16 protein-coding genes are annotated in these 20812 nt (G+C 72.2%); 13 read left to right on the forward strand and 3 right to left on the reverse strand.

Annotation, left to right across the window (positions count from 1 at the left end):
• Positions 1–126 precede the first annotated feature (126 nt).
• The 5 genes from ACLVWQ_RS24855 to gatB all read left to right on the forward strand — a co-directional run bounded on the left by ACLVWQ_RS24855 (position 127) and on the right by gatB (position 6690).
• Complete coding sequence (locus ACLVWQ_RS24855; protein ID WP_414111381.1) at positions 127–2457, forward strand: putative bifunctional diguanylate cyclase/phosphodiesterase; 2331 nt, start codon at positions 127–129, stop codon at positions 2455–2457.
• 667 nt (positions 2458–3124) lie between these two features.
• Complete coding sequence (gatC, locus tag ACLVWQ_RS24860) at positions 3125–3421, forward strand: Asp-tRNA(Asn)/Glu-tRNA(Gln) amidotransferase subunit GatC (protein WP_015036350.1); 297 nt, start codon at positions 3125–3127, stop codon at positions 3419–3421.
• Positions 3422–3426: 5 nt separating this feature from the next.
• Positions 3427–4920 (forward strand): Asp-tRNA(Asn)/Glu-tRNA(Gln) amidotransferase subunit GatA, encoded by a 1494-nt coding sequence (gene gatA, locus ACLVWQ_RS24865; protein WP_414111382.1) that lies wholly within the window; start codon positions 3427–3429, stop codon positions 4918–4920.
• A gap of 5 nt (positions 4921–4925) precedes the next feature.
• Complete coding sequence (locus ACLVWQ_RS24870) at positions 4926–5159, forward strand: hypothetical protein (protein WP_055518688.1); 234 nt, start codon at positions 4926–4928, stop codon at positions 5157–5159.
• A 16-nt stretch (positions 5160–5175) separates the two neighbouring features.
• Positions 5176–6690 (forward strand): Asp-tRNA(Asn)/Glu-tRNA(Gln) amidotransferase subunit GatB, encoded by a 1515-nt coding sequence (gene gatB, locus ACLVWQ_RS24875; RefSeq protein WP_414111383.1) that lies wholly within the window; start codon positions 5176–5178, stop codon positions 6688–6690.
• Between the two features lie 203 nt (positions 6691–6893).
• Here the strand turns inward: gatB and ACLVWQ_RS24880 are convergent, their stop codons facing one another.
• Positions 6894–7499, reverse strand: a complete 606-nt coding sequence (locus tag ACLVWQ_RS24880; RefSeq protein ID WP_414111384.1) for an NADPH-dependent FMN reductase — start codon at positions 7497–7499, stop codon at positions 6894–6896.
• 94 nt (positions 7500–7593) lie between these two features.
• Between ACLVWQ_RS24880 and ACLVWQ_RS24885 the strand changes: the two genes are divergently transcribed.
• The 6 genes from ACLVWQ_RS24885 to ACLVWQ_RS24910 all read left to right on the forward strand — a co-directional run bounded on the left by ACLVWQ_RS24885 (position 7594) and on the right by ACLVWQ_RS24910 (position 13735).
• Positions 7594–8217, forward strand: a complete 624-nt coding sequence (locus ACLVWQ_RS24885; RefSeq protein ID WP_414111385.1) for a TetR/AcrR family transcriptional regulator — start codon at positions 7594–7596, stop codon at positions 8215–8217.
• Between the two features lie 201 nt (positions 8218–8418).
• Positions 8419–8982, forward strand: coding sequence for a GNAT family N-acetyltransferase (locus tag ACLVWQ_RS24890; RefSeq protein WP_414111386.1), 564 nt, complete (start codon positions 8419–8421; stop codon positions 8980–8982).
• A gap of 125 nt (positions 8983–9107) precedes the next feature.
• Positions 9108–9782: a hypothetical protein gene (locus ACLVWQ_RS24895; protein WP_414111387.1), complete on the forward strand. Its 675-nt coding sequence runs from the start codon at positions 9108–9110 to the stop codon at positions 9780–9782.
• 225 nt (positions 9783–10007) lie between these two features.
• Entirely contained in the window at positions 10008–10202 is a 195-nt protein-coding gene (locus tag ACLVWQ_RS24900) for a hypothetical protein (protein ID WP_414111388.1), read from the forward strand.
• 125 nt (positions 10203–10327) lie between these two features.
• Positions 10328–13399: a helix-turn-helix transcriptional regulator gene (locus tag ACLVWQ_RS24905; RefSeq protein ID WP_414111389.1), complete on the forward strand. Its 3072-nt coding sequence runs from the start codon at positions 10328–10330 to the stop codon at positions 13397–13399.
• 48 nt (positions 13400–13447) lie between these two features.
• Positions 13448–13735 (forward strand): DUF6191 domain-containing protein, encoded by a 288-nt coding sequence (locus ACLVWQ_RS24910; RefSeq protein WP_414111573.1) that lies wholly within the window; start codon positions 13448–13450, stop codon positions 13733–13735.
• A gap of 204 nt (positions 13736–13939) precedes the next feature.
• Here the strand turns inward: ACLVWQ_RS24910 and ACLVWQ_RS24915 are convergent, their stop codons facing one another.
• Together ACLVWQ_RS24915 and ACLVWQ_RS24920 are read right to left on the reverse strand one after the other, a co-directional pair.
• A complete protein-coding gene (locus ACLVWQ_RS24915; protein WP_414111390.1) occupies positions 13940–15091 on the reverse strand; it encodes a PQQ-dependent sugar dehydrogenase in 1152 nt (383 codons plus the stop codon).
• Positions 15092–15217: 126 nt separating this feature from the next.
• Positions 15218–16276: an aldo/keto reductase gene (locus ACLVWQ_RS24920; RefSeq protein ID WP_414111391.1), complete on the reverse strand. Its 1059-nt coding sequence runs from the start codon at positions 16274–16276 to the stop codon at positions 15218–15220.
• A gap of 89 nt (positions 16277–16365) precedes the next feature.
• Here ACLVWQ_RS24920 and ACLVWQ_RS24925 point away from each other — a divergent pair, with 89 nt between their 5' ends.
• Both ACLVWQ_RS24925 and ACLVWQ_RS24930 read left to right on the forward strand, forming a co-directional pair.
• A complete protein-coding gene (locus ACLVWQ_RS24925; RefSeq protein WP_414111392.1) occupies positions 16366–17307 on the forward strand; it encodes a 2-hydroxyacid dehydrogenase in 942 nt (313 codons plus the stop codon).
• 294 nt (positions 17308–17601) lie between these two features.
• Positions 17602–20685 carry a putative bifunctional diguanylate cyclase/phosphodiesterase gene (locus ACLVWQ_RS24930; RefSeq protein WP_414111574.1) on the forward strand — a complete coding sequence of 1028 codons (3084 nt, stop codon included), beginning with the start codon at positions 17602–17604 and terminating at the stop codon, positions 20683–20685.
• Positions 20686–20812 lie beyond the last annotated feature (127 nt).

Below are 20812 nucleotides of genomic sequence, written 5' to 3' on the forward strand. Positions count from 1 at the left end.
TGCGGTTGGGGCAGTCCCCTGCTCCTCGGGAGCCGGGGAAAGGGTTTTCAGACGCGGTGCCGTTGAGGGACTAGTCATGCATCGGGCCGCGTGGCGTGGGCACCGCCGGCTGTGAGAGGGACGGGAATGGAACCGACCGAGAGCGCCGCCCCGGACTCACGGCTGCGCCCACGCTGGATGGCCGGCGTGCGGCGATGGGGGCATCCCCTGCTGGCGCGGGGCCGGGAGTTCGGTGCGGGTCTCGGGGCGGGCCTCGGGGTCGCCCGGCCCGCGCGGCGACCCGGCGCGTCGGGACACAGCGCGGGACAGCGCGTCGTGGCGGACAGGCCAGGACAGGGGCGCCGATACGGGCAGGGGCGCCGGAGCCGGACCGCCGTCCCCGGCTCCCATGTCCCGCTGCCGGGCCAGGAGACCGAGCGGAAGAGGTCCTGGCCCGCGCTGCCCGTGGTGGTCGTCGCGTCCGCCGCGGTCGTACTGGGCGCGGGTTTCTACCGCTCCTTCTCCGGCCGCCACGCGCTCTTCCCCTCCGAGTCCGCAGGATGGGCGCTGGCCGTCCTGGTCGGGGTCATCGTCGGGCACCTGGTGGCGCTCGGCCGGTCCCGCTGGTGGGGCGGCACGGGCTCCGGAGCGGCCCTGACCCTCGCCGTCCTGCTGCTGTACGGGTGGGTGCCGGCCGGGATGGTCAGCCTCACCGTCGTCGTGCTCGTCGGGATAGCCCGCCGGCACCGCTGGCGCCAGGGCATCCTGCACGGCGCGGTCGACATCCTCGGCATCGGCGCCGGGGCGCTGACGCTGGCCGCGTTCGGCCGGGTGCCGTCCGTCGAGACGCCCTGGAAACCGGAGACCTGGACGGTTTACACCGTGCCGCAGGTGGTGCTGGCGGCCGGGGCGTATCTCGTCGTGAGCCGCGCGCTGCTCTGGTACCTCCACACGCCGCGCAGGGCGGGACTGCCGACCGTGGCCCGTACGGCGATGGTCCGGCACGGCCTGGTCGCCGTCGCGCTGCTCGGCATCGCCCCGTTGATCTGTGTCGTCGCCATCGCCCTCCCCGCGCTCCTGCCGCTCTTCTCCGTGCCGCTCATCGCTCTCGACTCCACGCTCTGGATAGCGCGTGCCCGCGCCGAGGAGCAACTGCGTGATCCCCTCACGGGACTGCCCAACCGGCAGTGGCTTCTCGAACGCACCTGGCGGGCGCTGGACGACGCCGAGCGCATCGGTGCCCGTTCCGCTCTGATGCTGATCGACCTGGACCGTTTCCGGTCGGTGAACGACACGCTGGGGCATCTCGCGGGGGACCGGCTGCTGTTGCAGATAGCGGACCGGCTGCGGGTCGCCCTGCCGCGCGGGGCGGAGGCCGCGCGGCTCGGCGGGGACGAGTTCGCGGTGCTGCTGCCCGTCGCCGACTCGACGACGTCCGCGAAGCGGGTCGCCCGCAATCTCGTGACCGCGCTCGGCTCGCCGCTCGACCTCGACGGGCTGACGCTGGTCCTGGAGGCCAGCGCCGGACTCGCCGTCTTCCCCGACCACGCGCTGGACGCGGAGGGGCTGCTGCGGCGGGCGGACGTCGCGATGTACCAGGCGAAGCGGGACCGTACGGGGGTGGAGGTCTACGAGTCCAAGCGGGACTCCAACACCCCGGACCGGCTCGGACTGCTGGGAGACCTGCGGCGGGCGCTCGACGCGGGGGACGTGGAACTGCACTACCAGCCGAAGGTGCGGTTCGACGGGCAGGTGGCCGGGCTCGAGGCGCTCGTGCGGTGGGTGCATCCCGAGCGCGGGAAGGTACCGCCGGACGAGTTCATAGCCATCGCCGAGTCCTCCGGTCTGATGCCGCACCTCACCGAGTACGTGCTGGAGGCGGCCCTCGCGCAGGTCGCGCGCTGGCGGGCCCAGGGGCTTCGGGTCCCCGTCGCCGTGAACGTGTCGCCCCGGGACGTGCACACCCCCGGGTTCGCGGGATCGGTGGCCGCGCGGCTGGCCCGGCACGGGGTCCCGGCGGGAGCGCTTCAGCTGGAGATCACGGAGCATGTGCTGCTGGAGGATCCGCAGCGGGCCGCGGACACGCTGGCCGCGTTGACCGGGCACGGCGTGAAGATGTCGCTCGACGACTTCGGGACGGGGTACTCGTCGCTGGTGCATCTGCGGCGGCTGCCGGTGAGCGAGCTGAAGATCGACCGCTCGTTCGTGGCGCGGCTCGCCGTGGACACGGAGGACGCGGAGATCGTGCGGTGCACGGTCGATCTCGCCCACTCGCTGGGGCTGCTGGTCGTCGCGGAGGGTGTCGAGGACGACGAGACGTGGGAGCGGTTGCGGGACCTGGGGTGTGACGCGGTCCAGGGGTGGCTGGTGGCCGCGGCGATGCCTCCGGAGGAGGCGACGGCGTGGTTGTTGGCGCGGGGGTCTCGGGGGTGGCAGCGGCCGGCTGCGGCGTTGCCTGCGGTGGCGGGGGACGAGTAGGGCTTTTCTTTCCCACCCGCACCGCCCGTGACGGGCATCTCGACAGGTGAACGTGTCCCGTGACCCGCACCCGCCGTCGGCGCCCGCCCGTTCGTTTGTTCGTCGCACGCACGCTCATTCGCCGCACAGCCCGCACAGCCCGGTCGGGCCGGGCGGGCCGTACGGTCCGGAGGACGTCCGGGCAGGCTGCGCAGCCCGGAGGCCTCCCGGCCTGCCCGGCGGGAGGGGCTCGTGTCGCTCGGGCGGCGCGACACGAGCCCGTCCGGGCGGCGAGGCGCCCCGCTTGCCGACCGACGCGCACGAACGGGCACAACCCCTCTGCGGGCCCGTGCGATACGGCCTGTGCACGCCCATGTGACGAACAACCCGGGCCCCGCCCGAGAGGCCCCGAGGCACCCCGAGCCGCACCACGCGCCGCCCGACACACGCAGGCTGGCAACCTGCCGCGGGCGCCGCCCGAGCGGTACGAGCCCCTCCGGCGGGGCAAGGCGCGAGGCGCCCCGGGCTGCACGACTTGCCGCAGGCGCGTCGCGGCTGCTTGGTTCGCGTGTGTCGGGCGGCGCGTGGGGGCGGTCTCGGGTGGGTGGGGGGAAACCCATGTACGGGGAATCTCGCGGGCCCCATAGGATTGGGCCACACCACACGCACTCACCCTGAGGATCGCCGCATGCCTGGCATCACGCGCGAGGAGGTCGCCCACCTCGCCCGACTGGCGCGTCTGGAGCTGAAGGGCGAAGAGCTCGACCACTTCGCCGGTCAGCTCGACGACATCATCGGCGCGGTCGCCCGCGTCAGTGAGGTCGCCGACCAAGACGTACCGCCGACCTCCCACCCGCTGCCGCTGACGAACGTCATGCGCGCGGACGAGGTCCGTCCGTCGCTCACCCCCGAGCAGGCGCTCTCCGGCGCCCCGGCCCAGGAACAGCAGCGTTTCAAGGTGCCGCAGATCCTGGGGGAGGACTAATCACCATGACGGACATCATCAAGCTCACCGCCGCCGAGATCGCCTCGCGGATCGCCGCCGGCGAGCTCACCGCCGTCGCGGTCACCGAGGCGCACCTCGCCCGGATCGAGGCCGTCGACGAGAAGGTGCACGCCTTCCTGCACGTAGACCGGGAAGGGGCGCTCGCCCAGGCCCGTGCCGTCGACGAGAAGCGGGAGCGGGGGGAGAAGCTCGGACCGCTCGCCGGCGTGCCTCTCGCCCTCAAGGACATCTTCACCACCGAGGGGATCCCGACCACCGTCGGGTCCAAGATGCTCGAAGGCTGGATCCCGCCCTACGACGCCACGGTCACCAAGCGGCTGAAGGCCGCCGACGTGATCATCCTCGGCAAGACCAACATGGACGAGTTCGCCATGGGGTCCAGCACCGAGAACAGCGCGTACGGGCCCACCGGCAACCCCTGGGACCTGACCCGCATCCCCGGCGGCTCCGGCGGCGGCTCGTCCGCGGCCCTCGCCTCCTACCAGGCGCCCCTCGCCATCGGCACCGACACCGGCGGTTCCATCCGCCAGCCCGCCGCCGTCACCGGCACGGTCGGTGTGAAGCCGACGTACGGCGCGGTGTCGCGGTACGGCATGGTGGCGTTCTCGTCCTCGCTCGACCAGGGCGGGCCCTGCGCCCGTACGGTCCTCGACGCGGCCCTGCTGCACGAGGTCATCGCCGGGCACGACCCCCTCGACTCCACCTCCGTCGACGAGCCGGTCCCGTCCGTCGTCGAGGCCGCCCGCAACGGCAGCGTGGACGGCCTGCGCGTCGGCGTCGTCAAGCAGTTCCGCGGCGAGGGCTACCAGGCCGGTGTCGTCCAGCGCTTCGACGAGTCGGTCTCGCTCCTCAAGGAGCTGGGCGCCGAGATCGTCGAGCTGGACTGCCCGTCCTTCGACCTGGCCCTGTCGGCGTACTACCTCATCGCCCCGTCCGAGTGTTCGAGCAACCTCGCCCGGTTCGACGGCCTGCGCTACGGCCTGCGCGTCGGCGACGACGGCACGCACTCCGCCGAGGAGGTCACCGCCCTCACCCGTGAGGCGGGCTTCGGCGACGAGGTCAAGCGCCGCATCATGCTCGGCACGTACGCCCTCAGCTCCGGCTACTACGACGCGTACTACGGCAGCGCGCAGAAGGTACGCACGCTCATCGTGCGGGACTTCGAGAAGGCGTTCGAGCAGGTCGACGTGATCGTCTCCCCGACGACCCCGACCACCGCCTTCCCGATCGGCGAGCGTGCCGACGACCCGATGGCGATGTACCTCGCGGACCTGTGCACCATCCCGACGAACCTCGCGGGCAACGCCGCGATGTCGCTGCCCTGCGGTCTCGCGCCGGAGGACAACCTGCCCGTCGGCCTCCAGATCATCGCGCCGGCCCTCAAGGACGACCGCCTGTACAAGGTGGGTGCCGCCGTCGAGGCCGCGTTCGTGGAACGCTGGGGCCACCCGTTGATCGAGGAGGCTCCGTCGTTGTGAGTGCCATGGCCAAGAAGGCAAAGAACTTCAAGAAGTCGAAGACCGGCGTCTACGTGTCGCTCGGCAGTACCGCGTTCGGCGCGATCAGTGTCGCCAAGCAGGTCAAGCTGGCCCGCGCCGACGGGGACACCCTGAGGCTGATCGACGCCGCCGTGTCCGCCGCCGCCATCGTCACCGGCCTCGCCATCCTCTACCGGGAGCTCAAGCGCCTGGGCGACGACGACGTCCTGCTGGGCTGAGAGGGAATGTTTCACCGTGACTGTCACGACTGACGACCTGGTGTCGTACGAGGACGCGCTGGCGTCGTACGACCCCGTCATGGGCCTGGAGGTCCATGTCGAACTCGGCACGAAGACCAAGATGTTCTGCGGCTGCTCCACCGAGCTGGGCGCCGAGCCCAACTCGCAGGCCTGCCCGACCTGCCTCGGCATGCCCGGCGCGCTGCCGGTCGTCAACGCGATCGGCGTGGAGTCCGCGATCAAGATCGGTCTCGCGCTGCACTGCGAGATCGCCGAGTGGTGCCGCTTCGCCCGGAAGAACTACTTCTATCCGGACATGCCGAAGAACTTCCAGACCTCCCAGTACGACGAGCCGATCGCCTTCAACGGCTACCTCGACGTCCAGCTGGACGACGGCGAGGTCTTCCGCGTGGAGATCGAGCGCGCCCACATGGAGGAGGACACCGGCAAGTCGCTGCACGTCGGCGGCGCGACGGGCCGTATCCACGGCGCCTCGCACTCGCTGCTCGACTACAACCGCGCCGGCATCCCCCTCATCGAGATCGTCACCAAGCCGATCGAGGGCGCGGGCGAGCGAGCTCCCGAGGTCGCCAAGGCGTACGTCGCCGAGCTGCGCGAGCTCATCAAGGCGCTCGGCGTCTCGGAGGCCCGGATGGAACAGGGCCAGATGCGCTGCGACGTGAACCTGTCGCTGCGCCCGTACGGCCGGGAGAAGTTCGGCACGCGCAGCGAGACGAAGAACGTGAACTCGCTGCGGTCCGTGGAGCGCGCGGCCCGTTTCGAGATCCAGCGGCACGCCGCCGTGCTGAACGACGGCGGCACGATCATCCAGGAGACCCGCCACTTCCACGAGGACACCGGGTCCACGACCTCGGGCCGAGTGAAGGAGGAGGCCGAGGACTACCGGTACTTCCCGGAGCCCGACCTCGTGCCGGTCGCGCCGTCCCGCGCGTGGGTCGAGGAGCTGCGGGCGACCCTGCCCGAGCAGCCGCTGGCCCGGCGCAACCGGCTGCGCGAGGAGTGGGGCGTCAACGCCCACGACATGCAGTCGATGCTCAACGCCGGTGCCATCGACCCCATCGTCGCCACCATCGAGGCGGGCGCGGACGCGGCGTCCGCCCGTAAGTGGTGGATGGGTGAGCTGGCGCGTGCGGCCAACGAGTCGCAGGTGTCGCTGGACGCCCTGGCCATCACGCCCGAGCAGGTCGCCCGGGTGGCCGCGCTGGTCAAGGAGGGCTCGCTCAACGACAAGCTGGCCCGCCAGGTCATCGAGGGTGTCGTCAAGGGTGAGGGCACTCCGGACGAGGTCGTCGAGAAGCGCGGTCTGAAGGTCGTCTCCGACGAGGGCGCGCTGACGGCCGCCGTCGAGGAGGCCATCGCCGGGAACCCGGGCGTCGCGGACAAGATCCGTGGCGGCAAGGTGGCGGCGGTGGGTGCGCTGGTGGGTGCGGTCATGAAGGCCACGCGGGGGCAGGCCGACGCGGCCCGCGTCAAGGAGCTGATTATGGAGAAGCTGGGCGTCGAGGGCTAGCCGCCGGTTTCCTGCCCGAAGGGGCGGTACCCCCGATTTGGACTTGGGGTGTGCCGCCCCTTCGGCGTTCCGCGGTCAGGCGTTGGTCAGGCGTTGTACGGCGGCAGCGGCGGTGTCGTCGTCGTACGTCGGCTGCGGGCCGGCCGTGGCTGGTCGCGCAGTTCCTCGCGCCCCTTTGGGGCGTCTGCCCGTACGTCGTTCCGTCAGGCGCCGTATGCCGCCTGGGCTCGGCCGGCCCGCAGCGTGCGGCCCCACCAGGTCAGCTGGTCCAGCATCGCCTTGGCCGCGCCCTCGGGGATCTCGGGGCGCAGCAGTGAACCGTCCTCGGCGAAGTTCTCCGTCGTCCGGTGGAAGCTCACCGTGTCCCGCACCGTCACGGCGTGCAGTTCGGCGAAGACGAGCCGCAGTTGCTCGACCGCGCGCAGACCGCCGCCGAGGCCCCCGTAGGACACGAAACCGACCGGCTTGGCCTGCCACTGGGCGAAATGCAGGTCGATGGCGTTCTTCAGGGGCCCGGGGAAGCTGTGGTTGTACTCAGGGGTGACGACGACGAAGGCATCGGCCGCGGCGAGACGCGCCGTGACCTCGGCGGCCTCCGGGTGCGGCGCGGTGGACGCCACCTCGGGCAGGCGGTGGTCGGCCAGGTCGAGCGGGTCCAGTTCGAGATCGTCGCGCCGGGCGGCGAACCGCAGGAACCAGTCGGCGGCGACGGGACCGAAGCGGCCCTCGCGGGTCGAGCCCGTCAGGACGACGAGGCGCAGCGGGGCGTTCGAGGGGTTAGAGGGGTTCGACAAGGGTGAGTTCGGCATGACGGGAAAGTACAACGACCATGGCAATGAGTGCAACGAGCGTTGTACTGTTCCTGCTCCGGATACCTTGGCGGGCGACGGGAAGGGGCAGTGCGTGAGGCAAGGGCTCGTGGAGAAGCGGCAGGCCATCGTGCGGGGGGCCCGCCGGGTCTTCGGGCGCGACGGTTACACCCGCGCCGGCATCGACTCCATCGCGAAGGAGGCCGGGGTCTCCTCCCGCACGATCTACAACCACTTCCCGCAGGGCAAGGCGCAGCTCTTCCGGGTCGTCGTCGTGGAGGGCTCGGAGGACGTCGTACAGGCTCATCTCGACGCCGTCGACCGACGGTTGTACAAGGTCACGGACCTGGAGGCCGACCTCGTCGACTTCGCGCACGCCTGGATGGCGCCGATGTACCGCTACCGCGACCACTTCGCCGTCGTACGGCAGCTGCGGGCCGAGGTCGGCCACATCCCGCAGGAGTTCCTGGACGCGTGGCGCGCCGCCGGTCCCGAGCGAGCCCTCGAGGAGGTGGCCGCCCGCTTCCGGGAACTGGCCGCGGAGGGGCTCCTGGACGCCGCCGACCCGGCGCGAGCGGCGACCCACTTCCTGCAGCTCACCGGCGCCGAGATCAGCGACCGTACGTACCAGGGAGCGATCCCCATCGCGGACGAGGAGCGGGACGAGCTGATCGCGTCCGGGGTGCGGGCGTTCCTGCGGGGTTACGAGGGGCGCTGAGGCCGCACCCGGACGCACCCCGGACGCGCTGCGGGGCGACAGGGCTCATCGGGGTGGCGCGTGAACTGCCTCGAACTGCCCCGAAGCGCCTCAGCGGCGGGCCGCCGGAAATCCTCAGCACCGGCGAAGGCCCCCGTGCGAGGATCCCGGGAGCGCGGGACGACGCGCTGGTGGACGCGGGAGTGAAGGAGCGGCGACAGGATGTACGCGATATCCCTGGGTGACGACGGAGCCGAACTGCGGGCTCTGGAACCGTGGCACGCGGAGGAGTTCCTCGCCCATCTCGACCGGGGACGCGAGTTCGTCCAGCAGTACATCGGCTTCGGGGCGGGCGCCACGGATGTCGACTCAGCGCGCGAGCTGCTCACGTCGTACGCCGACAAGAAGACCGCCGACGCGGGCAGCCTGCACGGGCTGTGGCTGGACGGGAAACTCGTCGGCGGAGTGCTCTTCCGGACCTTCGACGCGCGGCAGGGCGTCTGCGAGGTCGGCTGCTGGCTGGAGCCCGGCGCGGCCGGCCGTGGCCTGGTCACGCGCGCCGTACGCGTCCTCATCGACTGGGCGGTCGACGAGCGCGGCATCCACCGCGTGGAGTGGTACGCCGCCGCGGGCAACGAGCCCAGCCTGAACGTGGCACGACGGCTCGGCATGAGCCGCGAGGGCGTCCTCAGGGAGAGCCACCTCCACCGGGGCGTACGGCAGGACACCGAGGTGTGGTCGGTCCTCGCGGGGGAGTGGCGGGCCGCACGCGCGCGTACGGAGTGAGGTGAACGGAGCGATCCGGGGCTTCGGTGGGACTCCGGGCGACAAATGCGGTGATGTGCCGACCCACGCGTGACGATCCTGGGATCTTAAAGAAATTCTCAGACAGCGTCCGTACGGTGCGAAGCATGGGAACCAAGACAGAGAACGAGGCCGGGATCGAGACCGGCACCGAGGCAAGGCGCGACGAGGAGAACGACGAGAAGGGCGCGGCCGGGAAGGCCGGAGAGGCCGGAGAGATCGGTGAGGTGGAGGCGGCCGGCGAGGCCGCGGACGCCGGGGCGGCCGACGACCGTTCCGCTTCCGGCTCCGCTTCCGATTCCGTTTCCGGCTCCGAGGACCTGGACGAGGAAGAGAACGACGGCGAGGACGCGCACGGCGTCGCCGCGACGGCGGGAGCCGGTTCGGGCGTGGCCATGGGCGCCGCCGCGGTCGTCTCCGCCGGACTCGGCATCGTCTCGCTGACGGGCAGCTGGATCGGCACCGTCGCACAGGCCCGCGACTCGCTCTACGGCCAGCTGGAGACCGCGCAGGGCTCGCCCGTCGCCACCCAGATCAAGCAGGTGTACGCCGACTCCTGGAACGCCAACGCGCTGGTCGCCGGCTTCTTCGCGCTCGCCGCGCTGATCGTCGGCGTGGTGGTGCTGGTGAGGCCCGCGTTCGGCAACCCGGACCGGATCCCGGCCCAGTTCCCGTGGGTCAAGTCCGTCGCCTGGGCCGGTGTCGCGCTCGGCGTCATCGGTCTGCTGCTGGCCGCCCTCAAGTACTCCGACGTCCTCCTCGGCATGCCGACCACGAGCTGAACAACCGCACGTCCCCAGGGGCCTTAGTCCCGCCGTGAGCGACTTACGGCGGGACTAAGGCCCCTCGTGCGTGCAAGATGCGGAACTCTCCCGATGCGGCGCACCCCCCTTGGAGCCGAAGGTGGAGTCATCGCCGACGAGCGAGGCCGGCGGCCAGCGAGGCCGGCGGCCACTCGGCACCGCCGGCTGTGACCCACCACGCATGACTCTTCAGAGGGGTACGGGATGTTCGCGTACGAGCTTCAGCAGATCCGTTCCGCGGAGATGATCCGCGACGCCGACAACTACCGCATGGCGCGTGAGGCCGCCCGCAGCCGTCGTGCCGCCCGGCGCGAGGCCGCGCGATCAGCGCGCCACGACGGCGAGGGGCGGGTGAGCGACCAACGGCACCGCCGGCTCCGATTCACCCGCGCCGCATGAGCGCCGGGCCACCGGAAGCCGGCCGTGAGGGGGCCGGCCGCCCCGGGCGGGGCGGGGGCACCGTGACCGCTCTCCCGGCCACGGTGCCCCCGATAACCAGTGCCGCGGTGTCGGACCCCTGTGCGATGCTCGGCCCTGTGGAGACCAGGTCCGTCAGTCCGGTCTTCGTCGGCCGGACCGACGAACTGGGCGTACTGAACGACGCGCTCGCCCGCGCCGCCGCGGGCGAGCCACAGGCATTGCTGCTCGGCGGCGAGGCCGGCGTCGGAAAGACCCGGCTCATCGAGGAGTTCGCCGCCGGCGCCTGCCGCGAGGGCGCCGTCGTGGCCGTCGGCGGCTGTGTCGAGATCGGCGCCGACGGACTGCCCTTCGCCCCGTTCTCCACCGCCCTGCGGGCCCTGCGCCGCCGCCTCCCCGACGAACTGGCCGCCGCGGCGGGCGGCCAGGAGGAGGACCTGGCCCGGCTCCTGCCCGAACTGGGCGAGAGCGCGCGCGGGCGCCACGACGAGGACGGCATGGCCCGCCTCTTCGAACTCACCGTCCGCCTGCTGGAGCGGGTCGCCGCCGACCGCACGGTCGTCGTCCTCCTGGAGGACCTGCACTGGGCGGACGCCTCGACCCGCCACCTCCTCGCCTACCTCTTCCGGACCCTGCGCAGCGGCCGCCTCCTCGTCGTCGCCACCTATCGCGCCGACGACATCCACCGCCGGCACCCGCTGCGCCCCCTGCTCGCCGAACTCGACCGGCTGCGCACCGTCCGCCGGATCGAACTCGGCCGCTTCAGCCGCGGTGAGGTCGGCCGCCAGATGGCCGGGATCCTCGCCGCCGAGCCCGATCCGGCCCAGGTCGACGACATCTTCGCCCGCTCCGACGGGAACGCGTTCTTCGTCGAGGAACTGGCCGTGGCCGCCCGCGCGGGCTGCGGCTGCGGCGGCCTCACCGACTCGCTGCGCGACCTGCTCCTCGTGCGGGTCGAGAGCCTGCCCGAGAGCTCCCAGCGGGTCGCCAGGATCGTCGCCGAGGGCGGCTCGACCGTGGAGTACCGGCTGCTCGCCGCCGTGGCCCGGCTCTCCGAGGACGACCTCATCGAGGCGCTGCGGGCCGCCGTCGGCGCCAACATCCTGCTCGCGACGCCGGACGGGGACGGCTACCGCTTCCGCCACTCCCTGGTGCGCGAGGCCGTCGGCGACGACCTGCTGCCCGGCGAGCGCTCCCGCCTCAACCGCCGGTACGCGGAAGTCCTGGAGGCGGACCCCTCGCTCGTCCCGGCCGGGGAGCGGGCCGCCCGGCTGGCCAGCCACTGGTACCACGCACACGACGCCGCCAAGGCCCTGCCCGCCGTCCTCGACGCCTCCGTGGCGGCCCGCCGCCGGCACGCCTACTCGGAGCAACTACGGCTCCTGGAGCGGGCGATGGAGCTGTGGGACACGGCCCCCAAGTCCGTACGCGCCGAACTGCGGCCCATCGACTACACCGAGGTTTATCCCCCGTGCGGCTGCGACCCGGCCACCGCGCCGCTGCGCTACCTCGACCTGATGGCCGAGGCGGCGGTGGCGGGCCGGCTCTGCGGGGAGCGCAAACGCGCGCTGAAGATCACCAAGCGCGCACTGCACCTCCTGGAGGACGAGCAGGACCCCCTGCGCGCCGCCTGGTTCTGGATCCAGCGCTCCCGCCTCACCGAGGCCCAGGGCCTGGGCGACGGATGGCAGGAGCTCGGCACCGCGCAGGACCTGGTCCGCGGGCTGCCGCCGTCCGAGGTGCACGCCGACGTCCTCGCCAACGTCGCCCACTGGTCGATGACGCACCGGCCGGGACCGGACGCGCTCCGGGCCGCCGAGCGCGCCGTGCAGTACGCCCGCATGGTGGGGGCCCGCGACATCGAGCTGAACGCCCGGCTCACCCTGGGCGGACTCCTGGTCGAGTCGGGCGACATCGACGCGGGGCTCGCCGAGGTGCACGAGGTCAAGGAACAGGCCACGGAGCTCGGCGCCGCCTATGTGATGGGCCGCGCCCATGTGAACCTGCCGTCCCAGCTCGAAGGCGTCGGCCGCTCCCTGGAAGCCGTCCGCGTCCTCCACGAGGGCGTCGAACTGACCCGGCGGTTCGGCCTGCTGGACAGCGAGGCCTGGGTCTGGGGCAACCTCGGCGACTCCCTCTTCTCGCTGGGCCGCTGGGACGAGGCCGCCGAAGCCGGCTACCAGGCGGAGCGGGTCGGGCAGAGCTCCAAGCCCCGGGGCTTCCGCAGCACGCTGCACGCCCGGCTCGCCCTCGCCAGGGGCGAGCCGGCCACCGCGCGCGAACAACTGGCACTCGCCCGCGGCCACTTCGGGACGCATGACGTCGTGCCGCAGGACGCGCTGCCGCTGACCGCCCTCGCGATCGGCATCGCCGCCGGGGAGGGCCGGCTCCTCGACGCCCGCGCCGAGCTGGACCAGGCCCTGCGGCTCGGCTTCCCGCCGGGCACCCAGCGCTACGGCTGGCCCCTGCTGCTCGCCGCGGCGAGCGCGGAGGCGGACGCGCGCGGACTGCCCGCCGCCGAACAGGGCCGCGCCGAACTCGTCGAGCGGCTCCGTGAGACCGCCAAGTCCCTCGCCACGAACGTGCCCGTCTGGCAGGCGTACGAGCTCTGGGTACGGGCCGAACTGCTGCGCGCCGAGGGCCGGGACGCCCCGGACGACTGGTCCGAGGCGGTCGCCGCGTTCGAGCCGCTGGAGCGTCCGTACGACCTGGCCCGCGTCCGGTACAGGACCGCGGAGGCGCTGCTGGTCTCCGGCGGTACGGAGGAGGAGCGGGGCCGCGCCACCGAACTGCTGAGGCTGGCGCGCGCCGTCGCCGACCACCTCGGCGCGCGCCCGCTCGCCGACGCCGTCTCGCTGCTCGCGCAGCGGGCCCGCCTCACCCTCGCGAGGGTGCCCGCACGGACCTCCCTCGCTCCCGTGGACCCGGCCCAGGCGCTCGGCCTCACCAGCCGGGAGCGTGACGTCCTGCGGCTGGTGGCCGTGGGCCGCAGCAACCGGCAGATCGCCGAGGAGCTCTTCATCTCCCCGAAGACGGCCAGCGTCCATGTCTCGAACATCCTGGCCAAGCTCGGGGTCTCCGGCCGGGGCGAGGCGGCGGCGGTGGCCCACCGGATGCGGCTGTTCCCGCCGGAGGCGGAGCCGGAGACGCAGACCGCCACCTCGGGTTCCGGGCGGTGAGGTTTACGCTGTAAGAGACGCTGGGCCGAGGGAGGCGCCGTGTTCAACATGATCGAGGATCTCTTCGCACCGGGCCGCAAGCACACCGAGGAGGAGCGCAAGCGGCTCGAACTGACCCGGGTGGACCTGAACGACGGCGACCCCGGACGGGGCCCGATAGACCTGGCCTCGGGCAAGGTGACCGTCCGCGCACCGACACCCCCCACGAACAGCTCCGCCGATCCGACTGCCCCCGACGCCCGGACGGAGGAGAGCGACCCGAGCGGGCCCCGCGTCCGAGCCGACGGTGACGCCCCGGCGGGCGAGAACACCCCGCCCGCTGAGCGCGCGACCTGAGCGGTCGCGGCGGGCGGACCGCCGAGAGCGGTTCGAGCCGGCCGCGCGTCCGGGTGGATCGGGCCCCCCGAACGGCGAGAACACTCCGACCGCTGAGCGGTCCAGGCGGTCGGGCCGACGAGAGTGGCCCGAGTGGGCCCCATGGCCGGATCGGTGAGCAGGGTCGTTCCGGCGGCCCCGTGCGGGGGTGTCGTCGGTGGCTTGCTACGTCACCTTCAGTTCCAGGATGCGGTCGTCCCCGTCGCCCGGGGTGCCCCGGCCGTCCGTCTCGCTCGTGACCAGCCACAGCTTGTCGCCGCCCGCCGCGACCACCGTGCGCAGCCGTCCGTAGTCGCCCTCCAGGAAGGCCTGCGGGTCCGCCGACTCCTCGGTGCCCTTGAGCGGGACGCGCCACAGCCGCTTGCCGCGCAGGCCCGCCATCCAGACCGAGCCCTTCGCGTAGGCGATACCGCTGGGGGAGGCCTCGTCGGTGCCCCACTGGTCGATCGGGCTCTGGTACTTGGAGTCGTCGGACTCGCCCTCCACCTCCGGCCAGCCGTAGTTGCCGCCCGGCTTGATGTGGTTCAGCTCGTCCCAGGTGTCCTGGCCGAACTCCGAGGCGAACAGCCGCTGCTCGGGGTCCCAGGCCAGCCCCTGCACATTGCGGTGGCCGTACGAGTAGACCGGTGAGTCGAACGGGTTGCCCGGCGCCGGTTCGCCCTCCGGGGTCAGCCGGAGGATCTTGCCGCCCGTCGACTTCTTGTCCTGGGCCAGCTCGGTGACGTAGGTCTCGCCCGTGCCCACGTACAGCATCTTGTCCGGGCCGAAGGCGATCCGGCCGCCGTTGTGGTTCGTGCCCTTGGGGATGCCCCTGAACACCGTGTCGGGCGCGCCCAGCCGCTCACCGGCCGACCTCTTCGGGTCGTACTGCATGCGCACGATGCGGTTGTCCGAGTCCGACGTGAAGTACGCGTACACCATGTGGTCCGACGCGTACGAAGGCGAGAGGGCCAGGCCCATCAGGCCGCCCTCGCCGCCGGGGGCGACGCCGGGCACCGAACCCACCTCGGTCTTCTTGCCGGTCTTCTCGTCGACCAGGGTGATCGTCCCCTCGTCCCGGGAGGACACCAGGAGCCCGCCCTCGGGCAGGGGCGCCAGACCCCAGGGCGTCTTCAGGCCCTCGGTGACGGTCCGTACGACCTTCACCGAACCCTTGGCGGGCGGGGTCGCCTCGGCCGCGGGACCGGAGGACGGGGCCGAGGCGCCGGACTTCGAGCTGCCCGGAGACGCACTTCTCGCGCCGCCCCAGTCCTCCCCGTCGTCAGAGGAGCACCCTGCCGTCAGCAGAAGCGTGGTCGCGGCCAACACGGCCGTCACAGCTCGACGTTGCACGATGCGGGATCCCTTCGACGCGGCAGGCTCTCCTTTTCATACACTGCCAGGGCCCCGAGGGTTCCCGATCACGGACACCGAATCGCCGGACCCCCGCGCGAACCGGCCGGTTCAGTCCCAGGACCCCAGCGCCGAAGGCAGTCCCGCGACCTCGGCCAGATCCTCCGCCGTCAGGCGCAGCCCGGCCGCCGCCGCGTTCTCCGCGGCCCAGCACTCCCGCTTGGTCCCGGGCACCGGGACCACGTGCCGCCCGCGCGACAGCACCCAGGCGAGCGCCACCTGCGCGGGCGTGACGCCGGTCCCGTCCGCCGTTCCGTCCGTCGCTCCGTCCGCCCTTCCCTCCGGTTGCTCCGCCGCGGCCGAGTGGCGGGCCGCTATCCGGCGCAGGCCGGCGACGATCGGCTGGTTCGCGGCCATCATCTCGGCGGTGAAGCGGGGATGCCGGGCCCGCAGGTCGTCGGGTTCGAAGCCCTCGCCGGGCGTGAGCGTCCCGGTCAGGAAGCCGTTGCCCAGCGGCATCGCCGCGAGGAAGCCGACGCCCCGCGCCTCGCACCACGGCAGCAGGGCCTCCAGCGCCTCCGGCGACCACACGGACAGCTCGGCCTGCACCGCGCTCACCGGGAAGACCTGCTGAATCCGCTCCAGTTTCCGGATCGTTCCGTCGTGCAGCCGCGCGCCCGGCTTGCGCCCGGAGCGCGCGCCCACCGCGCACAGCCCCAGCGCCCGTACCTTGCCCGCCGCGACGAGTTCCGCCATCGCGCCCCAGGTCTCCTCGACCGGCACCTCGGGGTCCTCGCGGTGCAGCTGGTAGAGGTCTATGACGTCCGTCTGCAACCGGCGCAGCGAGGCGTCGCAGGCCCGTTTCACATAACCGGGGCGGCCGTTGGCCACGATGTGCTGCTCACCCACCAGCAGCCCGACCTTGGTCGACACGAAGGCCTCCGAGCGCCGGCCCCGCAACGCGCGCCCCACCAGCAGCTCGTTGGTGAAGGGCCCGTACATGTCGGCGGTGTCCAGGAGCGTCGCGCCCCGGTCGAGGGCCGCGTGCACGGTCCGCAGCGCCTCGGCACCCCGCTGCCGCGAACCCGAGTACGCCCAGTTCATCGGCATGCACCCGAGACCGACAGCCCCTACTTCGAGCGCCGCCGCCCCGATCGTCCTGCGCTCCACCTGGCCGCGCCCTCCCTGTTCCTGGCACCCCAAACTAACCCCGCGAACAGCCCTCTGCGTCCACGGGCGCTTCGCATAGCCTCCTGCACATGACGTACGAAGTGTGGCTCCCGTTTCCCACCGAGGAACTCGACGGCCTTCCCGAGGGCCCCGACTACCGCTTCTGGGACGGCGGAGGGGACTTCCCCGCCGATCCCGCCGACTGCGACTTCTATGTCGTGCCCTACATGAAGGGCGCCGACGTCTCGGTGCGGCCCATGGCCGAAATGACCTCCGTGAAGGTCGTGCAGACCCTGTCGGCCGGCATCGACCACGTCCAGCCGGGCCTCGGACTGCTGCCCGACGGCGTGCAGTTGTGCAACGCCCGCGGTGTGCACGACGCCAGCACCGCCGAACTCACCCTCACCCTGATCCTCGCCTCGCTGCGCGGCATCCCCGACTTCGTCCGAGGCCAGGACAGCGAGGAATGGCGGTCGGGTTTCCGCCCCGCGCTCGCGGACAAGAGCGTCCTGATCGTCGGCTACGGAGCCGTCGGTTCCGCCATCGAGGACCGGCTCGCGCCGTTTGAGCTCGCGCGGGTGGCGCGCGTCGCGCGCTCCGCACGCACCACGGCGCGCGGCCCCGTGCATCCGATCTCCGCCCTGCCCGCGCTCCTGCCGGAAGCCGATGTGGTGGTGCTCATCACGCCCCTCACCGAGCAGACGAAAGGCCTGGCCGGTGCCGATTTCCTGGCCCGTATGAAGGACGGGGCGCTCCTCGTCAACGTGGCCCGCGGCGGGGTCGTGGACACCAAGGCGCTCCTCGCCGAACTGGAGAGCGGCCGGCTCCGGGCGGCCCTGGACGTCACCGACCCCGAGCCGCTTCCCCCGGGGCACCCCCTGTGGCACGCGCCCGGCGTGCTCATCAGCCCCCATGTGGGCGGTCCGACCTCCGCGTTCTTCCCACGGGCCCAGCGGCTTCTCGTGGACCAGTTGAACCGTTTCGTGAACCGGGAGCCACTGCACAACGTGGTCCTTACGACGGGCTCGTAGTCCTCTCCGCTCCCGGCCGCGGGCGAGCGGAGCAGCTCCATGGGCACCCTCCGCAGTCCCCCGCATGCGGGCCGTGGCCACATCCCCGCTGGTCGTCACGGAGCGTAGAGGAACTATGTCCCTGAGTGACGAGATTGGTGTATCGTCCCGTCAGGGGCTGCGCCGCGCACCGTTCGGCGCCGGGGATCGAGAGACAGAACAGCGAGGGGGGCGACGGGCGATGCACGGCCTATGGACCAACGATCCGACGCGGCGGGGACGTCGACGGCGACCCTGGTGTCCACCCACGCGCAGATGCGGTCACGGCGGCCACGGCGGTCACCACCGGCGGCCGGCCGGCCGCAGGCGGCACCCGCATCCGGCCCACCGGGACCAGAGGGACTCGGGGGCGGCTCGGACCGGAGGAGTACGGTGAGCGCCCCGGGGGCGTCGGCGGCTCGTACGCCGGCCGCCGGGAGCGCCACGGGCATGGTCCAGCAGCTGGTGCTCGCCCTCCTGTGCGCGGGATACGCCGTCGGTTCCGCGCTCGGCTGGGGGTCGCACAAGTTCGCCCTGATCATGGGTGACTTCGGGCTGAGCGCGGCAGCCGCCACCGCGGCCGTCTCCTGCTTCTTCTGCGCCCGCACCCGCCGCAGCCGCTTTCGACCCGCGTGGCTCCTCTTCTCGCTCTCCTCCGCGATGGCGGCGGCGGGCAACTTCGTCTGGGGCTGGTACGAGGTCGTCCTGGACACCCCGATGCCCAGCCCGAGCTACGCCGACCTGTTCTTCCTGTGCTTCGCGCCACCGGCCATCGTGGGACTGCTCGTGCTCGCCAAACGGCCGGTGAGCAAGGCCGGCTGGGTCTGTCTCGGCCTCGACTCCTGGCTGATCGGCGGCTCGCTGCTCACGCTCTCCTGGAGCCTCGCGCTCGCCCAGGCGGCGAAGGCGGAGGGGCCGAGCGTCCCGCACACCGCGCTCTCGCTCGCGTATCCGCTGCTGGACATCGCCCTCGTGAGCATGGTGCTCGCCCTGCACTTCAGGCGCTCGGCGGTGAACCGCTCGGCGGTGAACACCGCGATCGGGGCCCTGGCCCTGACGGTGATGTGCGACGCCCTGTTCACCTCACCGCTGTTGCACAACCACTACCGCTCCGGGCAGCTGCTCGACGCCGGCTGGTTCGCCGGATCACTGCTGCTCGCCTACGCCCCCTGGGTGGGGCACCGACACGGTCACCCGGAAGAAGAGGGACACACGCGCGTGGTGTACGGCTACGTGCCCGGACCCCGGCGGGGACAGCCGGCACATGTGCCCCTCCAGGAAGGAGGTCACAGTCGGTATAGCCGGCCCATCACCAGTTCACTGGCGGCACTCACCCCCTACCTGGCCGCCGCGGTCTGCACGCTGGGGATTCTCTACAACGTGCTCAACGGCCGCAGCGTCGACCGCGTAGTGCTCGTCACCGGAGGCACGGTCGTGCTCGCGCTCGTCGTGCGCCAGGGCATCATGCTCATCGACAACATCACCCTCACCCAGGAACTGGCCCAGAAGGAGAACCACTTCCGCTCCCTGGTGCAGGGTTCGAGCGACGTCATCATGATCGCCGCTCCGAACGGCATCCTCCGGTACGTCAGCCCGGCCGCGGCCGGTGTCTACGGCCGGCCCGCCGAGGAGCTGGTCGGCTCCGAACTCGCCTCGCTGATCCACCCGGAGGACCTGGGCTGCGTGGTGCACGAAGTGCGCCGCTTCCTCGCCGCCAGCCCCACCGAGGAACGCACCACCCGCATGGAGTGCCGCTTCAGGTCCGGCGACGGCGGCTGGCTCAACGTCGAGTCGACCGTCAACCGCCACCACGGCGGCCTCATCTTCAACAGCCGTGACGTGACCGAACGGGTCCGCCTGCAGGCCCAGTTACAGCACAACGCCGAGCACGACCCGCTGACCGACCTGCCCAACCGCGCCCTGTTCACCAAGCGCGTCGGACAGGCGCTCTCCGGCCGCCGCTCCTCCGACCACGGCACCGCCGTGCTCTTCATCGACCTCGACGGATTCAAAGCGGTCAACGACACCATCGGCCACCAGGCCGGTGACGAGCTCCTCGTGCAGGCCGCCCGCAGACTCCAGGACGCGGTCCGCAAGGGGGACACCGCCTCCCGGCTCGGCGGCGACGAGTTCGCCGCCCTGATCGTCGGCGACGGCTCCCGGGACCGCACCGCGCGCGAGCGCCACATCTTCGAGCTCGCCGACCGGCTGCGTGCGACCCTCTCGCAGCCGTACCTCATCGACGGGAACGACGTCCGTGTCGCCGCCTCCATCGGGGTGGCCTTCTCCGAGCCGGGCCTGGGCGCCGGCGAGCTGCTGCGCAACGCCGACCTGGCGATGTACCGCGCGAAGGCGGCGGGCAAGGGCCGCGTCGAGCTGTACGCGCCACAGATGCAGCAGGACGTCGTGCGCAAGGCGGAGCTGGCCACCAGACTCCGTGCCGCCCTGCACGACGGCGAGTTCGCGCTGCTGCACCAGCCCGTGGTCTCCCTGGAGACCGGCCGGATCACCGCGGTCGCCGCACAGGCGCGCTGGCGCTCGGCACAGGGCGTGCTGTTCACCCCCGCCGAGTTCCTGCGGGTCTCCGAGGACGGCGACCGCACCGCCGAACTCGGCCGCTGGATGCTGGAGGAGGCCGTCGAACAGGCCGCCGAGCGCGCCGCCACCGGGAACGCCGTGCCCGTCTCCGTCCGGATGACCGCCCGCAGACTCCTCGACCGCTCCATGCCGCTGAGCTCCGTGGAGGCCCTGCTGACCCGGCACGGGCTGCCCTCCGGCGCCCTGATCGTGGAACTGGCCGAGATGGACCCCAAGGTCTCCCTGGACGAGCTGGAGCGCCGGCTGAAGGCGCTCAGGCGGCTCGGCGTCCGGATCGCCCTGGAGGGCTTCGGCAGCGGGTACGCCACGATCGCGGCCCTGCGCCGGCTCCCCGTCGACGTACTGAAACTGGACCGCTCCCTGGTCGAGGGCGTCGTCGAGTCGGCCCGGCTCCACAAGATCACCAGCGGGCTGCTGCGCATCGCCGACGACCTCGGGCTGCAGTCCGTGGCCGACGGCGTGGACCTGCCCGAGCAGGTCATCGCCCTGCGCTCGATGGGCTGCACCCACGGACAGGGCGTGGCCTTCTCCGGACCGCTGGACGAGTACCGGCTGCGCCGCGCCCTCGCGACGAGCGCCTACCCCATGCCCCACGCTCCCGCCGAGCCCGTCTTCGTGGGCGGCTCGGGCAGCGTGGGCGGCGTCTACGCAGGTGGCGGCACCAGCGCCTACACGGCAGGAGCGGCCACCGGAGGATCAGGAGGATACGGAACCGGAACAGCCCTGCGCTCACATGATGAGACCCCCGTCCCACCCACTTGACACGCACTGCGTGCCGGGGAGAGGGTCTGTGCCATGCGCACCCGAATTCTCGTACTTGGAAAGCGCGTCGGCTGAGCTGGGAAGCACCGGATCGATGACCCGGAACTTCCAGCGACCGCACCCGACG

Origin of the sequence: Streptomyces sp. CWNU-52B, from assembly GCF_047444975.1 — a bacterium.
Taxonomy (GTDB): Bacteria; Actinomycetota; Actinomycetes; order Streptomycetales; family Streptomycetaceae; genus Streptomyces.

Bases quoted from the DNA above. Each gene is read 5' to 3' on its own strand.
- ACLVWQ_RS24930 (WP_414111574.1), top strand. From the start codon at position 17,602: ATGCGGTCACGGCGGCCACGGCGGTCACCACCGGCGGCCGGCCGGCCG.
- ACLVWQ_RS24880 (WP_414111384.1), bottom strand. From the start codon at position 7,499: ATGCCGAACTCACCCTTGTCGAACCCCTCTAACCCCTCGAACGCCCCG.
- gatC (WP_015036350.1), top strand. From the start codon at position 3,125: ATGCCTGGCATCACGCGCGAGGAGGTCGCCCACCTCGCCCGACTGGCG.
- ACLVWQ_RS24900 (WP_414111388.1), top strand. From the start codon at position 10,008: ATGTTCGCGTACGAGCTTCAGCAGATCCGTTCCGCGGAGATGATCCGC.
- ACLVWQ_RS24855 (WP_414111381.1), top strand. From the start codon at position 127: ATGGAACCGACCGAGAGCGCCGCCCCGGACTCACGGCTGCGCCCACGC.
- ACLVWQ_RS24905 (WP_414111389.1), top strand. From the start codon at position 10,328: ATGCTCGGCCCTGTGGAGACCAGGTCCGTCAGTCCGGTCTTCGTCGGC.
- ACLVWQ_RS24910 (WP_414111573.1), top strand. From the start codon at position 13,448: ATGATCGAGGATCTCTTCGCACCGGGCCGCAAGCACACCGAGGAGGAG.
- ACLVWQ_RS24890 (WP_414111386.1), top strand. From the start codon at position 8,419: ATGTACGCGATATCCCTGGGTGACGACGGAGCCGAACTGCGGGCTCTG.
- ACLVWQ_RS24925 (WP_414111392.1), top strand. From the start codon at position 16,366: ATGACGTACGAAGTGTGGCTCCCGTTTCCCACCGAGGAACTCGACGGC.
- ACLVWQ_RS24870 (WP_055518688.1), top strand. From the start codon at position 4,926: ATGGCCAAGAAGGCAAAGAACTTCAAGAAGTCGAAGACCGGCGTCTAC.
- ACLVWQ_RS24895 (WP_414111387.1), top strand. From the start codon at position 9,108: ATGGGAACCAAGACAGAGAACGAGGCCGGGATCGAGACCGGCACCGAG.
- gatA (WP_414111382.1), top strand. From the start codon at position 3,427: ATGACGGACATCATCAAGCTCACCGCCGCCGAGATCGCCTCGCGGATC.